The following is a 13745-nucleotide window of genomic DNA, read 5'->3' on the forward strand; positions in this document are numbered from 1 at the left end:
AAGCTCTTTTTATTAGCTCTCATGAAAAAAAGATTGCCCCGGGGGACAATCTTTTCGCTAATCTATTCTTCACCGATGATTCGGACTTCTGTTTCTAAGGTGACATCAAAAGTTTCTTTGATGACTTGTTGGATATGGGCAATCAGTTCAACGTAATCCGTGGCTGTTGCTTGATCGACATTCACGATAAAGCCCGCATGTTTTTCTGAAATTTGGGCACCGCCCCATTTCAGTCCTTGTAAGCCTGCATCTTGGATCAGCTTGCCGGTAAAATGACCGACTGGACGTTTGAAGACACTCCCACAAGAGGGGTATTCTAGCGGTTGCTTCAATTGCCGCAATTCTGTCAGTTCATCCATTCGCTTTTTGATTTGTTCTTGATCACCTTTTGTTAGATCAAAGCGACTGCTCAAAATGATCATCTTTTGCTCTTGCAACTTGCTATGACGATAAGCAAATTCCATTTCTTCCTTGGTATATGTCACGATTTGACCATCAGCCAGCAAAACGTCGCAGGACGCAAAGACATCTTGGATCTCGCCATCATAGGCGCCTGCATTCATAAAGACGGCACCGCCGACACTGCCGGGAATCCCGCAGGCAAATTCAAAACCAGTCAAGGATTCATGCAAAGCGACATAGGTGGTATCGATCAACTTTGCTCCAGCATCGACAATCAAAGAAGTGCCGTCTACCACGATTTGGTTCATTTCCGACAGCATGATCACCACGCCACGAATACCACCATCACGGACGATCAAGTTGCTGGCGTTTCCTAAGACGATCCAAGGAATCGCTTGTTCTCGGCAATAATCAAGCAGCTGTTTAGCCTCTTCTGCTGTTTTGGGAAAAGCCAAAATGTCTGCCGGTCCACCAGTTTTTGTATACGTATAGTTCAATAAGGGTTCATCTTTTAATAAGGCAATTTCAGGGAATTGCGCAATCATCAAGTCTTTATTCACGAGAAGGTTTCCTTTCACAATAAACATCTCACTTATTTTAGCATGTTCAAGGAAAAGTTGCTACCTCTGGTGAATCAAAGAAAAGCTTAATAATCGAATGACCTGATTAATAAAGAGTAAGCTTCAAAAAAAGTGTTTTGTTATTTCAGATAATCGTTCTTTCATCTCCGTTGTGACTTTATCGACTACTTCTAAGTTGCTGCGATGCAAGAGGTCCACACTGCGAATATGCTGACAAAGAATCGTCCCTTGAACTTTATTCTTTTGTGTTTCGGTAACTGTTTGAAACGCATTCGATCGAGCGAATTTTTCTTCTACATATTTTTTTGAGCTACTGATTGGCATCACTAAGACGGTATTGAAACTCTTGTTATAATAATCATTACTAACCACCACACACGGTCTTTTTTTTGCCATTTCATTTCCTTTGGTGGGATTTAAGTCAATAAAAAGAATATCTCCTTGTCTTACCATTCAATATTCTCCTCACCTAAATCTTCTCCAAAAAACATCTCACCTGTATCAAATTTCCCCGTTTCTTCTACGATCGCTAATTCTTGTTTCCAAAAATCTTCAAAGGAAGGTGCTGCTTTTTCGCCTGTTACCTTGATCTCGCCTTCTGGAGTAAATTCAAAAATTACCCGCTGATTCTCTTTTAAGCCTAACTTTTGCCGCACACTTTTTGGAATAGTTATTTGATTTTTCGAAGTCATTTTCGCTGAAACTTGCGCTTTGATCGTCATGTGAACTGCCCCCTTTTCAAAACGATTGTAACATAAAACGTAAGGAAAAGTAAGGATTTATTAATCCTTTTTCGTACCACAAACGAATTTTCTCTAGCATCCAAATTTAATCCTCATTCTTCCTCCTTGTTTTCCTTATTCCGCTCACTTGCTTTGCGCTTCTGGCTTTTTTAGGTAAAATGGGAGGCGTAGTGGAAAATAAGGAGGAGTCTTAATGAAATTTATTTCTTGGAATGTGAATGGTTTACGGGCCATCGTTAAAAAAAATTTTTCTGAAGTGTTTGAAGCCCTCGATGCTGATTTCTTTTGTTTACAAGAAACAAAGCTGCAAGAAGGTCAGATCGAATTGGATTTACCAGGCTATCATCAATACTGGAATTATGCGGAGAAGAAAGGCTATTCTGGCACGGCGATTTTCGCAAAAGAACCTGCGCTATCCGTCCGTTATGGATTAGGGATCGAAGAACATGATACGGAAGGTCGCGTCATCACGCTGGAGTATCCTGAATTTTTCTTGATTACTTGCTACACACCGAATTCCCAAAATGAATTGCGCCGCTTGGATTATCGCATGACTTGGGAAGATGCCTTTTTGGCTTACTTGACTGAATTGAAACAACAAAAGCCAGTGATTCTCTGTGGTGATTTGAATGTTGCCCATAAAAATATCGATATCAAAAACTGGAAAACCAATCAAAAAAGTGCTGGGTTTACACCTGAAGAACGGGAAAAGTTTTCAACTCTTTTGGCTGCTGGCTTTACCGATACGTTCCGTTATTTCTATCCAGATGCAGAAGGCATTTATTCTTGGTGGAGCTACCGTTTCAACGCTCGCAAAAACAATGCCGGCTGGCGCATCGATTACTTTGTCGTTTCGGATGACTTAAATGAGCGCTTGCTAGACGCCAAGATCCATACAGATATCATCGGCAGTGACCATTGTCCGGTGGAACTGGATCTCAACTAACCGTAGGAAAACTTCAGTTTTTCTTAACGTTTGTTCGCTTTTCATTCTTTGATTTTGTGCTAGAATGGCAATGAGGTGAGTCTGATGAATTTTATCGCAATGGACTTTGAAACAGCAAATTATCAAAAGCATAGTGCCTGTTCCCTTGCACTAGTCATGGTACAAGACAGCAAAATCGTGGGCGAATATTACACATTGATCCAACCGGAAACGGAATTTTTTTGGAAAAACATTCAAATTCATGGCATCCGTCCAGAAGATGTGCAAGAAGCGCCTAAGTTTCCTGACGTATGGAAACAAATCCAACAATATTATCAATTAAATAGTCTGATCGTTGCGCATAATGCTGGTTTTGATACCGGCGTTTTGGCGGGGTGTCTTGACTATTATGGGTTGTCACAACCAAACTATCTTTCCTTGTGCACGGTACGAACAAGCCGCAAACTGTATCCAGAATTTACGAACCACAAATTAAATACGGTTTGTGAGCAATTGCAGATTCCTTTACTAAACCACCATGATGCCTTGGAAGATAGCCGGGCATGTGCCCAAATCTTATTGCGTCAAGAAGAAGAATTTGGCATCGATCCATTAAAAAAATTGGTTTTAGTCAAATAAATAAGAACGTGCGTCCTAAAGTCAGCATTGCGCTAGACTTTAGGACGCACGTTTTCATTTAAGGAAGCATTCATTTCAGGTCAGGTCGATCCAATAATGACAGATTACAGCGCCATCTTCAGGATCAATGGCTTTTTCGGTTAGTTTACCGCCGTTATTTTCAATGACTTTGGCGGAGGCGCGATTGGCTTCTTCACAGGTTACTAACACGTTGTTCAAGCCAAATTGTTTGGCCTTTACCAATGACTGTGCCAGCATTGCCGAGCCGATGCCTTGCTTTCGATGATCTGGGTGCACCGAATACCCGATGTGTCCGCCAATTTGGCGCAAGTATGCATTAAGTGTCAGACGCAGATTCAAGAGACCGACCACTTTTTGATCTTGGATAGCCAGATAGGTACGGGCGGGAACGAATCCTTCTGGTACTGTTTCTGCTGTTTTAAAATCCGCCAATCCCTTTAGCCAGTCTTTGGCTGTCGGACTTTCTACAAGTCCTGCCCCACCATGGATGACTTCTTGATTCTTCTCGAACGCTTGCCGATACGCTTCGATTTGATCGCAGTCTGCGATCGTCGGTTCCCGAAACTCCATTTCCTTCACTCCTTTTTTATGATTCAAAAAGACGTGCCATCATCAAGACATCAACTTTTTGCCCCTCGCGGGTTTGCACTGCTTCTTTCATGCAGCCTTCTGTTAAAAAACCAAATTTTTGATACAGATGGATCGCTCGTAGATTTCTCGCTTGGACGGTCAACTCGATGCGGGTCAATTCGCCAACTTCTACTACCCAGTCCAGTAATTCTTCAATCAGGAGCGAACCTAAGCCCAAGCCCCAATAGTCTTTTAAAATCGAGATACCGATCTCCCCGACATGGGCTAATTGCCACTCTTCGTTGCCTTTGACTGATGCCATGGCGATCAATTGTTCTTGATCAAATGCCAACAACAGCAAATAGTCCTCCCGTTCATAGATAGCATCCAACTGTTCTGCCAATAGGGCTTCTGGCAACGCCAAGCCGCTTTCGTCCATTAAGAGAAAATCCGTTTCTTCTCCTAGCTGTTGACTGACTGCTAACACGGCTTTCGCATCAGCACCCTTAGCTTCTTTGATCTGTAATTGGATCTCACTCATGGGCTGCCTGCCATTTGGTTGTGATCCGTTGCAAAAAGGCGGTTGCTTTGGTGCCATATGCATGACATTTCACAAGACGTTTTTGTCCATCTGTATCATCTTTTTCCAAAATCAGTTCTAAATAATCCTCTGGCAGGGAGGCTTCTAAGAGATTGCCCCACTCGATCACACACAAGCCATCCCCTTCGAAATAATCATCCAGTCCTAAATCTTCTGCACCGTATTCCACCCGATAGACATCCATATGGTACAGGGGCATCCGCCCATTGGTATATTCACGAATGATCGTATAGGTCGGACTTTTGATCAGTTGCTCGATCCCTAACCCCAAGGCGATGCCTTTCGTCAATGTTGTTTTGCCAGCACCCAAGTCGCCCGTCAATACCAGATTATCCCCTGGCTCGGCTACTTCTCCAATGATTTTTGCAAATGCTGCGGTTGCTTCTAAGTCGTTAATGGTAAACATAGTCCCCATCCTTTGATCAATCTAATTTACTAGTTGCTAGTATAGCTTGTTTTTCAAGGAATTGTAAAGAAGGAGCTTAAGGAAAATTTCCCGACGACCACTGGATCGTTGATTCATATGGACGCCCCCTGCTTTGTTGCCCTCAACTTTCCAAAAGCAAAACAAAAAACTGACCCTCAACGGATCAGTTTTTCATAAGTGCAGCGATAGGCTGCTTATTTTTCCATTAATGTTTGTGCCGCAGTAATGATTGATAATTTGTAGACATCTTCTTCATTTGAACCACGGGACAAATCAGAGATTGGTTTGTTCAACCCTTGTAAGATTGGTCCAATCGCTTCAAAGTTACCGAAACGTTGGGCGATCTTGTAGCCAATGTTTCCTGATTGTAAATCGGGGAAAACAAAGACGGTTGCTTTACCTGCTACTTCAGATTCAGGAGCTTTCAATTGCGCAACTGCTGAGATATACGCAGCATCGAATTGCAATTCTCCATCGATTTGATATTCTGGTGCCAATTCTTTGGCGATTTTTGTTGCTTCAACGACTTTATCTACTTCCGGTGCTTTCGCAGAACCTTTCGTTGAGAAGCTTAACATAGCAACTTTTGGATCGATTTCAAATAATTCAGCGGTTTTCGCTGAGTCAACAGCGATTTCTGCTAGTTCTTGTGCATTTGGGTTTACATTAATGGCACAGTCTGAGAACAAGTATTTTTCTTGGTCACGACCACGAACCATTAAGAAAGCACCACTTGTACGGCTCACACCTGGTTTTGTTTTGATGATTTGTAAAGCGGGTCTTACTGTATCACCCGTAGAATGGATCGCTCCGGAAACCATTCCTTCAGTAATGCCCATGTAAGTCAACATTGTACCGAAATAGTTGACATCTTTTAAGATTTCTTCTGCTTGTTCTTTCGTTGCTTTGCCGTTGCGGCGTTCCACAAAAGCTTCAACCATTTCATCCCAACGATCATAATTTTCAGGATCTAAAATTTCAAAGTTTGATACGTTGATTCCGCGAGCTTCTGCTGCTTTTTCGATTTCAACCGGGTTACCGATCAAAACGGGTTCAATCAATTCTTCTGAACGTAGACGGCTAGCAGCACCTAAGATACGAGGATCTGTTGCTTCTGGAAAAACGATTTTGATATGACGACGCACGATTTTAAATTTTAAACTTTCGAATAATTCCACGGGTAAAGACCTCCAGTTTTTTTATACCCTTCCATTGTACAATAACTGCGAAAAAAAGAACAGATAAAAATCCTGTATTAGTCGATTATTTTAAATATCGTTACCTTTTTCACAAAATCATCAGTTCTAAATAATACAGTTTTACAACTGTGTTATTTTTTCCGGTAACGCCCAAGAAATCGGTTCTTCCCCTAATGCCAGCAACGCTTGATTGATCTTAGAAAAAGGCTTTGAACCAAAGAATCCTCGATGTGCCGACAACGGACTTGGATGAGGCGCTGTTATAATAATATGTTTGCTGGTATCTAGTAAAGCGGCTTTCTTTTGAGCGGGTTTGCCCCAAAGCACAAAAATGACCGGTTTTTCTCGTTGATTCAATTTTTCGATAATCGTATCTGTCAGCTGCTCCCAGCCATGCCCGTGATGTGAATAGGCTTGTCCCTCACGTACCGTCAATACGGTATTCAACAATAAGACCCCTTGCTGCGCCCATGGCACAAGATAGCCATGGGACACAGGTGCAATCCCTAAGTCATCGGCTAATTCCTTGTAAATATTGCGTAAGGAAGGCGGTATTTTGACCCCCGGCTGCACGGAAAACGACAGTCCGTGGGCTTGGTGAGGGCCATGATAAGGATCTTGACCTAAGATGACAACTTTTACGTCATGGTATGGTGTCAGTTTAAGTGCTTCATAAATATGATCCATCGCTGGATGGATCTTTTGCTGGGCATATTCTTGTTTCAAGAAAGCCCGTAGTTGTTGGTAATAGGGTTGCTCAAATGATTCCTGCAATTGTTCTTGCCAATCATTGTCCAATAGTCGTTTCATGGCGAATCTCCTTTGTTTTCTTCTAGGATAACAAATCCCTCCCCTTAGAAACAAGAATTACTCTTCGAAAGAAAAAAAATCCGTGATTTATGGTACACTATTTGTAGAAACGATTAAGAAAGGACGCTGACAATGATCAAATTAATTGCTTCTGATATGGATGGTACGCTTTTAAATGCCAGTATGCAGATTTCAGAAGAAAATATCCAAGCAATCAAATATGCCCAATCCAAAGGAATCGAATTTATGGTCGCAACTGGCCGTAACCGTAAAGAGGCATTGCCGCCGCTGCAAGAAGCCGGGATCGACTGTGCAATGATCACCTTGAATGGGGCCCAAGTCTATGACGAAGCGGGTAATTCATTATTTACTGTGCCGATCAGCCATGAACAAACTCGTTCGTTGATCGACCTACTAAAAGAAAACGACATCTATTTTGAGGTCTCAACGAGCAATGGGATCTATTCGGAAAGTCAGACACGTCGGATCGAAAATTTTGCGATCCATACGGCAGAAGCAATGCCCCATCTCACTCATAAGATGGCGATTGCTATGACAGCTGCCCGTTTAGAATTTTTACCGATCAATTATGTCGATGATTTCAGTGAGTTGTTTTCGATCGAAGAATTAGAATTTTTGAAAGTGATCTGCTTCCATCAAGATGGTGCGCGGGTATTGGGTCCTATCACGAAAATCATCGATGGGTACGGCGATTTAGTGGTGACTTCTTCTGGACAAAACAATATTGAGATCAACCACCGAAACGCGCAAAAAGGAATCGCAGTGGCACATGTCGCCAAAGATCGGATGATCTCACTGGCGGAAGTGATGACGATCGGTGACAACTTAAATGATGTAAGTATGCTGCAACTGGCAGGCGTTAGTTTTGCAATGGGAAATGGCGAGTTAGAGGTAAAAGAAGTCGCGAAGTATTTGACGGACACCAATATTGAGGCTGGTGTCGGCAAAGCAATCGTTCGGGCAATTGATGAAAATCTTTAAACCACGCAGCTTTTTGGGGATACATGAGGAGGCGTAAGTATGTCAGAATTTTTCATCCAAGATAGGCAACTTAGCAGAGTCACACGAACCATTGTCAAAGATGAAACAGGCAAATCACTATTTTTGATGGTGGGACGTTGGGGAACCAAGGGCGATGCCCTCTCCCTTTACCGTTTAAATGGGCAAATGGTCGCTAGTATCAAACAAATCAGCTTTACTTTTGGTACACGCTTTGAGATCTACAAAGACTTTGAGAAAGTCGGTACACTGCAAAAAATCTTTAACTGGCCAGGTGATTTCTACTATATCCAGCAGCTTCACTGGGCGGTCCACGGCGATATCTATAATCATCGCTATGGGATCCATCATTTCAATAAAAAGATTATGGAGATGGACAAAGCGACCTTGTTGACGGGGGATTATTATGTACTGGATGTTGTCGATGACCGGGATGCGCCGGTCTGCATCTGTATTGCGGCCGTCATGGATTACTGGCTGTACAATCGGCACCGCAAAAAAGACCATCCTCTTGAGCTTCGACTAACAAATGGAACCAGCTGAAAAATCAGCTGGTTCTTTTTTGCATATGGTCGTAAAGATGGCCACTGATCTCTCTTTGGGCCACGACTTCAAATCCGTGCTTTTCATAGAGCCGCTTCGCATGGGGATTTGCTCGGTCAACACTCAAGCCGATCACCTCATAACCATCTCTAGAAGCAATTTTCGGCAATGCTTCTAACAAGGCTGAGCCGACGCCTTTGCCCCGAAATTTCTCAGCCACACAGATGGTATCTAAGTACCATTCATTTGGTAAAGTCTCTTCATCGATAAACAGCTTCATGTCTTTACTCAAACCGTACTGTTCCAGCACTTTATCTAGAGGCTGATCGATCGTCGCCTCTTCTTTGTCTGGATATCCAAAGGCGACGCCAGCAACTTCTCCGTCGATCTCATTGACTAGCGCACGGCGAAAGCCGTAACGATAATCGGGTTCTAGCATGGCATCTGCCAATATCTCTAAGGTCTTGGCTTCTCCGATCTCTTTGACAAACGGCAATTCCATGTCCTTTAAAATGACTAAAACGAGTTCAGCCATGACAAAACGATCTTCTTCTTTTGCAAATCTTATCACGTTTTTTCCTCCTTGCTTCTATACATAGAATAACAATTCTCTCAAGAAAAACCAAGTTGAATCGACAAAGGATCAACACAAAGTCTTCCTTGTTTATTCATGTAATTCCAACGGCAAGCCGTCTGGATCTTGGAAAAAGGTCATCTTCTTATTGGTGAAGGTATCAAAACGAATCGGTTCGCACACAATCCCTTTAGTGGCTAACTCCGCTACGACTGCTTCAATATTTTCCACCGCAAAGGCCAAATGTCGCAAGCCGGCTGCTTCGGGAAAACTTGGTCTTGCTGGTGGTTTTTCCACCACAAACAGTTCTATTTCTGATTCCCCAAAGCGCAAGTCGATTTTTACATCTTTCTTTTCTGGGCGCGCATGTTCACGAATCACTTCAAAGCCTAATTTTTCTACATAAAACTCTTTGGTCTGTTGGTAATTACTAGCGATGATCGCCACATGATGCATTTTTGAAAACATTATTGCCACTCCTTTGTATTGGACTCCTCTCTCAGTTTAAAGCCTTTGGCTGCATTTTACTAGAAAAGACTGCCGAAGTTCTCCTCTTTTCATAAATGGTTTCTGTTATACTAGAAAGCGGAAGGTGATAAAAAAATGAAACTACTTTATATTTCAATCTCTGGAAATACCCGTGCATTCGTCAACCGCTTGTTGGCCTATGCAGATCAGCAAGACACACCGAGCACTTGGGAAGCCAAAGAAATTCATGACAATAGTGTCTTTGAACAAGAAGACGAACCTTATGTGGTTTTTGTCCCTACCTATTTAGAAGGTGGAAACGGCGTCGATAACGGCGATCAGGAGATCCTTACAGAAACCATGCGGGAATACATTGACTATGAAAACAACGCCGCTCTTTGCTTAGGCGTGATCGGCAGCGGCAACAAAAACTTTAATTATCAATATTGCTTGACCGCAAAGCAATATGCGGAACAATTTTCGATTCCGTTCTTAGCGGATTTCGAGCTGCGAGGCACGACCCAAGATATTGAACGGATCTATGCTTGTTTAAAAGAAATCGATCCTGCCCACAGCAACACTTAGCTTTAGCCAGCATTCATTAGCCATTAGGAGGACTTTTGCATATGGAACCACAAACGATGGTCATTTTGATCATACTCGCCAGCATTCTCATCTTGACCGCACTAGATATCTGGAATCGATACAAAGTACGCCGTTACGTTCGGCTTGCTTGGGGAAAACTTCCCCGTCAGCCCCGCTTTGATAAAGAAGCGAGTTTGAAAAAAGCTTGGCTGACTGAGAAGAAGTTTCACGATTTTGATAGCGAGGTCGATGACATCACTTGGTATGACTTGGATGGCTTTTCGTTGTTTGAGTCCATTAATCTGACGTTTTCCAGTGTTGGTTCAGAAGCGTTGTACCAGCAATTACGCAATTTCCACTTCAAGCCGGACAAACAGCTGACCAAATTGATCGACTTTTTTGCTGCTGACAGTGCCGCACGCGAACAATCCCAATATACGTTTGCTCGTTTAGGAAAACAAGATGATAATTTTTCGAAAGCCTACTTGGCCAATGAAGCGGCGCAATCGATCGGTTCTCTGCCGTTCTTTGTCTTTTTAGGTGTGCTGCCATTAGTCGGCATCTTGCTGCTCCTGCTGGGGATTGTCCAAGGCCTCCTGTTGACGTTGATTAGTGTCGTTTTCAATACGATCTATTACTCTATCAAAAAAGCCAAGCTGGAAACAGAACTGAACAGCATGCGCTATTTGGTTCAAACGATTGCCTGTGGCAGTCAGATCGCTAAAATCAACACGCCCCTCCAAGATGAGATCAAACAATCCTTGGCACCATTAAAGAAGATCACTCGTTTCGCTTTCTCGTTTCGTGCCAAAAACGGCAGCGAAGGAGACATGTTGTTTGAATACATCAATATCATTTTTATGCTGCCGTTTATTTCCTATCAAACGGTCACCACTACTCTGGCCAAACACCAACAAGCAGCCATCGATCTGTGGAATTTGCTGGGAAAATTGGAAGTCGCAGCCGCCATTTTAAATTTTCGCACGTATATGCCCATCACTTGCCTACCGACCTTCCAAACAAGCGGAGGTGTAGAAGCAACGGGTACGTATCATCCCCTTCTGAGTGAAGCAGTCATGAATGATGTCACTTGGAACCACAATACCCTTGTAACTGGCTCCAATGCCTCAGGCAAATCGACATATGTCAAAAGTGTCGCCATCAACTGTATTTTGGCACAAACGATCCAGACAGCAGTAGCTGAAACCTTTACGATGGTTCCTGGTCACGTCATTACCTCGATGGCTGTCGAAGATGATCTATTTGAAGGCGACAGCTATTTCGTGGCGGAGATCAAATCCATCAAACGCCTGCTAGATACCGTTGCCACGAAACAGCGCTGCTACTGTTTTGTTGATGAGATTTTAAAAGGAACCAATACGGTGGAACGAATCGCTTCTTCTGCCAGCATCATCCATTGGTTGCGAGCCTACCCATCATTGGCCTTTGTCGCTACCCATGATATTGAGCTGACTGAAATTTTGAAAAATGATTGCCGCAACATTCATTTTTCTGAACAAGTCACGGAAGATGACGGCATCTCCTTTGATTACAAGGTCAAATCCGGTCCTGCCTTGAGCCGCAACGCGATCGCCCTCTTAAAAGTCATGGGCTACCCTGAAACGATCGTTCAAGACGCCTACGCCGCCGCCAATGATTTTGATAAAAATCGTAAATGGCAGGAATTATAACTTCACACAAACAAAAGCGCCTTATCCCAGTGTCAGTCACAGGATAAGGCGCTATTTTATGTTTCATTTAGTCAAACAAACCAGTCGTTAAACTGTATTGCTCTCCTTGTAGCACATCATATTGGATCAAATTGTAGGCATCATAGATTTCTTGGGCTTCTTTATCCAACGCAAGAGTCGTCTGCCATTGTCCCTCTTGATAATATTGACCCAGTTCAAAAGCCGGCAACTCATCTTGCAAGGCCAACAACAACTGGTAAAACCCGCTGGTTGGTTGATCACTGGCTTCTAATAGGTTCGGCGCAAAATAAAAAGGACTTGTTACTGGTACATCTTCTGGCGCAAAATTCCCTTGCGAATCAACCATCAAAAATTCGGTTTCATGCAGGGCAGCCGTTTCATTTTGATCCTTGATCTCATCGTCATAAATGCCTGGTAAATGATCTCCCCAAAAGACGACCAGCGTTCGCCGATCCAGCTGCTCTAATTCAGCCACAAAGTTTTTCAACGCTGTACTGCTATAAGAGATATCCTGCAGGTAGTTTTCCAAAGAAGCCATATTGCCCGGACCGCTCGCTTGGTAATTCAACGTATCGTATTTGCCAGCATAAGGCATATGGGTCTGCATCGTCACTAAATGGACAAATTGCGGTTGCTGATCGTTTTCCAACAAAGCCAGCACTTCTTTGTAGGCCGCCTCATCAGAGATATAAGGATTATTTTCGATTTTGTCGGTATAGGTCATCGTATCTTGATCGATAAACTGTTCAAACCCCATCACCCCATAGACATCCTTGCGTTTGTACATCGATGTATCGTAAGGATGGATCGCCGTTGCCGTATACCCTGATTGTTCCAAGAAAGAAACCAAGGATGGCAGTTGCGTCAATTTCGGCACTAGCATCGTGTAAGGCGTTGTCATCTGTGGATTCAATAGGCCCATGGCAAAACCAGTCAACGCTTCAAACTCGATGTTTGCCGTACCGCCTCCATAATTTTGCGAAAGCATTTTTCCACTGATGGTTTGATCGGCGACGTGGTAATAGTCTTTCAACGGATCGCCGGTGATCGATAAGCCATTTAAATGGCTCGGGTCGGAAAAACTCTCGCTCATCACATAGACGATATTTGGTGCTTCACTTTCACGGTCTTGATTTTTCTCCGCCGCCTGTGCATTGTAGGTGTCCGCAATCGCTTGGATCGCTTCTTTTGAATACCCCTCAGGCTTCGTCATGGCATCTACCCGCAGGTTGTACAAAAACCCACCGATAAATCCCGTATTGTAGTAGTTCATTTTTTGTGAATACGGAATCCAGAGCGCCGTCTGATTGTAGGCTTTGCGTAAAAGGTTGTTGCTGTCGTTGAAGTGTGAAACATAGACTAAGCCCAGCGAGCATACGACCAGCACCGCTCCTCGCATCACTTGCAAACGCCGGTTTAATTTGCGGCTGCGATAGATACTCCAGCCGATCGCTCCGATCGCCACCAGAGCGAAGAGGATGGCTAAGAAAAAGGCGCCATTGCCGATCATAGTTCGTAGAAGGTCGAATTGAGTGACCATCTTTAAATCATCGGGATAGATTGGTTCTTGGCGATAGACCATCTTCGTGTGGTTGGCATACCCTAAGATTCCGATGACTACACTATAAAAGATGCCCCCAATCAGTACCGAACCTGCCAAGCTGGCAAACACCCCATACACCAGCAGTAGCACCCCACAAGCCAAGAAAAACTTTGCTGTATGCCACGAAAAGGCAAATTTCAAGGCTAATTCAACGGAAAGATTGTTTTGACACCATTGCAAATATAAATTACTGAAAATGATCAACAGGACGATGGCGATGCCTTTTAATGCGATCTTCAGATAAGGATGGCTATTTATTTTCACGAAGGAACATTCCTCCTTTTCTACACGTTCTAGGTACCCTCGTATTTTATGCTTTCAA

The 13745-nt window shown here is 43.3% G+C and carries 17 protein-coding genes; 6 read left to right on the top strand and 11 right to left on the bottom strand.

Annotated elements, in window-relative coordinates:
• Positions 1-62: 62 nt before the first annotated feature.
• The 3 genes from murB to IGI94_RS12730 form a co-directional block, all read right to left on the bottom strand.
• Positions 63-947 carry a UDP-N-acetylmuramate dehydrogenase gene (gene murB / locus IGI94_RS12720; protein ID WP_196043984.1) on the bottom strand — a complete coding sequence of 295 codons (885 nt, stop codon included), beginning with the start codon at positions 945-947 and terminating at the stop codon, positions 63-65.
• 138 nt (positions 948-1085) lie between these two features.
• Positions 1086-1436, bottom strand: coding sequence for a type II toxin-antitoxin system PemK/MazF family toxin (locus IGI94_RS12725; RefSeq protein WP_422705647.1), 351 nt, complete (start codon positions 1434-1436; stop codon positions 1086-1088).
• A complete protein-coding gene (locus tag IGI94_RS12730) occupies positions 1430-1705 on the bottom strand; it encodes an AbrB/MazE/SpoVT family DNA-binding domain-containing protein (RefSeq protein ID WP_005234145.1) in 276 nt (91 codons plus the stop codon). Before IGI94_RS12730 ends, IGI94_RS12725 begins: the two co-directional genes overlap by 7 nt.
• Before the next feature lie 214 nt (positions 1706-1919).
• Between IGI94_RS12730 and IGI94_RS12735 the strand changes: the two genes are divergently transcribed.
• Positions 1920-2672 (top strand): exodeoxyribonuclease III, encoded by a 753-nt coding sequence (locus tag IGI94_RS12735; RefSeq protein ID WP_005234144.1) that lies wholly within the window; start codon positions 1920-1922, stop codon positions 2670-2672.
• Between the two features lie 84 nt (positions 2673-2756).
• Positions 2757-3290 (top strand): 3'-5' exonuclease, encoded by a 534-nt coding sequence (locus IGI94_RS12740; protein ID WP_010749886.1) that lies wholly within the window; start codon positions 2757-2759, stop codon positions 3288-3290.
• A 75-nt stretch (positions 3291-3365) separates the two neighbouring features.
• On the opposite strand, the gene IGI94_RS12745 is transcribed toward IGI94_RS12740, so the two are convergent.
• The 5 genes from IGI94_RS12745 to IGI94_RS12765 form a co-directional block, all read right to left on the bottom strand.
• Complete coding sequence (locus IGI94_RS12745) at positions 3366-3881, bottom strand: GNAT family N-acetyltransferase (protein WP_034872117.1); 516 nt, start codon at positions 3879-3881, stop codon at positions 3366-3368.
• A 16-nt stretch (positions 3882-3897) separates the two neighbouring features.
• A complete protein-coding gene (locus tag IGI94_RS12750) occupies positions 3898-4422 on the bottom strand; it encodes a GNAT family N-acetyltransferase (RefSeq protein WP_016612720.1) in 525 nt (174 codons plus the stop codon).
• Positions 4415-4888 carry a tRNA (adenosine(37)-N6)-threonylcarbamoyltransferase complex ATPase subunit type 1 TsaE gene (tsaE, locus tag IGI94_RS12755; RefSeq protein WP_034872118.1) on the bottom strand — a complete coding sequence of 158 codons (474 nt, stop codon included), beginning with the start codon at positions 4886-4888 and terminating at the stop codon, positions 4415-4417. Before tsaE ends, IGI94_RS12750 begins: the two co-directional genes overlap by 8 nt.
• A gap of 215 nt (positions 4889-5103) precedes the next feature.
• Complete coding sequence (gene pta / locus IGI94_RS12760; RefSeq protein WP_008380699.1) at positions 5104-6087, bottom strand: phosphate acetyltransferase; 984 nt, start codon at positions 6085-6087, stop codon at positions 5104-5106.
• Between the two features lie 141 nt (positions 6088-6228).
• Positions 6229-6918 carry a uracil-DNA glycosylase gene (locus tag IGI94_RS12765; RefSeq protein WP_005234138.1) on the bottom strand — a complete coding sequence of 230 codons (690 nt, stop codon included), beginning with the start codon at positions 6916-6918 and terminating at the stop codon, positions 6229-6231.
• 132 nt (positions 6919-7050) lie between these two features.
• Here IGI94_RS12765 and IGI94_RS12770 point away from each other — a divergent pair, with 132 nt between their 5' ends.
• Positions 7051-7920, top strand: a complete 870-nt coding sequence (locus tag IGI94_RS12770) for a Cof-type HAD-IIB family hydrolase (protein WP_016612723.1) — start codon at positions 7051-7053, stop codon at positions 7918-7920.
• Positions 7921-7959: 39 nt separating this feature from the next.
• Complete coding sequence (locus tag IGI94_RS12775) at positions 7960-8481, top strand: LURP-one-related/scramblase family protein (RefSeq protein WP_005228514.1); 522 nt, start codon at positions 7960-7962, stop codon at positions 8479-8481.
• Between the two features lie 4 nt (positions 8482-8485).
• Here the strand turns inward: IGI94_RS12775 and IGI94_RS12780 are convergent, their stop codons facing one another.
• Positions 8486-9052 carry a GNAT family N-acetyltransferase gene (locus tag IGI94_RS12780; protein WP_005234129.1) on the bottom strand — a complete coding sequence of 189 codons (567 nt, stop codon included), beginning with the start codon at positions 9050-9052 and terminating at the stop codon, positions 8486-8488.
• A 93-nt stretch (positions 9053-9145) separates the two neighbouring features.
• Positions 9146-9523 (bottom strand): SMU1112c/YaeR family gloxylase I-like metalloprotein, encoded by a 378-nt coding sequence (gene gloA2 / locus IGI94_RS12785; RefSeq protein WP_429960199.1) that lies wholly within the window; start codon positions 9521-9523, stop codon positions 9146-9148.
• A 135-nt stretch (positions 9524-9658) separates the two neighbouring features.
• Here gloA2 and nrdI point away from each other — a divergent pair, with 135 nt between their 5' ends.
• Together nrdI and IGI94_RS12795 are read left to right on the top strand one after the other, a co-directional pair.
• Entirely contained in the window at positions 9659-10108 is a 450-nt protein-coding gene (nrdI, locus tag IGI94_RS12790) for a class Ib ribonucleoside-diphosphate reductase assembly flavoprotein NrdI (protein WP_005228511.1), read from the top strand.
• A gap of 41 nt (positions 10109-10149) precedes the next feature.
• Positions 10150-11799, top strand: a complete 1650-nt coding sequence (locus IGI94_RS12795; protein ID WP_438899852.1) for a MutS-related protein — start codon at positions 10150-10152, stop codon at positions 11797-11799.
• Positions 11800-11866: 67 nt separating this feature from the next.
• Here the strand turns inward: IGI94_RS12795 and IGI94_RS12800 are convergent, their stop codons facing one another.
• The gene (locus tag IGI94_RS12800) at positions 11867-13687 is read right to left on the bottom strand and encodes an LTA synthase family protein (RefSeq protein WP_005234123.1); all 1821 of its coding nucleotides are present in this window, start codon (positions 13685-13687) and stop codon (positions 11867-11869) included.
• Positions 13688-13745 lie beyond the last annotated feature (58 nt).

This window comes from Enterococcus sp. AZ149, from assembly GCF_051714285.1.
Taxonomy (GTDB): domain Bacteria; phylum Bacillota; class Bacilli; order Lactobacillales; family Enterococcaceae; genus Enterococcus_D; species Enterococcus_D entomosocium.

What these genes read in the sequence shown, in the direction of transcription:
- nrdI (WP_005228511.1), top strand. Translation starts at nt 9,659, where the DNA reads ATGAAACTACTTTATATTTCAATCTCTGGAAATACCCGTGCATTCGTC.
- IGI94_RS12740 (WP_010749886.1), top strand. Translation starts at nt 2,757, where the DNA reads ATGAATTTTATCGCAATGGACTTTGAAACAGCAAATTATCAAAAGCAT.
- IGI94_RS12765 (WP_005234138.1), bottom strand. Translation starts at nt 6,918, where the DNA reads ATGAAACGACTATTGGACAATGATTGGCAAGAACAATTGCAGGAATCA.
- IGI94_RS12735 (WP_005234144.1), top strand. Translation starts at nt 1,920, where the DNA reads ATGAAATTTATTTCTTGGAATGTGAATGGTTTACGGGCCATCGTTAAA.
- IGI94_RS12745 (WP_034872117.1), bottom strand. Translation starts at nt 3,881, where the DNA reads ATGGAGTTTCGGGAACCGACGATCGCAGACTGCGATCAAATCGAAGCG.
- IGI94_RS12750 (WP_016612720.1), bottom strand. Translation starts at nt 4,422, where the DNA reads ATGAGTGAGATCCAATTACAGATCAAAGAAGCTAAGGGTGCTGATGCG.
- IGI94_RS12725 (WP_422705647.1), bottom strand. Translation starts at nt 1,436, where the DNA reads ATGGTAAGACAAGGAGATATTCTTTTTATTGACTTAAATCCCACCAAA.
- tsaE (WP_034872118.1), bottom strand. Translation starts at nt 4,888, where the DNA reads ATGTTTACCATTAACGACTTAGAAGCAACCGCAGCATTTGCAAAAATC.
- IGI94_RS12770 (WP_016612723.1), top strand. Translation starts at nt 7,051, where the DNA reads ATGATCAAATTAATTGCTTCTGATATGGATGGTACGCTTTTAAATGCC.
- IGI94_RS12795 (WP_438899852.1), top strand. Translation starts at nt 10,150, where the DNA reads ATGGAACCACAAACGATGGTCATTTTGATCATACTCGCCAGCATTCTC.
- murB (WP_196043984.1), bottom strand. Translation starts at nt 947, where the DNA reads ATGATTGCGCAATTCCCTGAAATTGCCTTATTAAAAGATGAACCCTTA.
- IGI94_RS12730 (WP_005234145.1), bottom strand. Translation starts at nt 1,705, where the DNA reads ATGACGATCAAAGCGCAAGTTTCAGCGAAAATGACTTCGAAAAATCAA.
- gloA2 (WP_429960199.1), bottom strand. Translation starts at nt 9,523, where the DNA reads ATGTTTTCAAAAATGCATCATGTGGCGATCATCGCTAGTAATTACCAA.
- IGI94_RS12775 (WP_005228514.1), top strand. Translation starts at nt 7,960, where the DNA reads ATGTCAGAATTTTTCATCCAAGATAGGCAACTTAGCAGAGTCACACGA.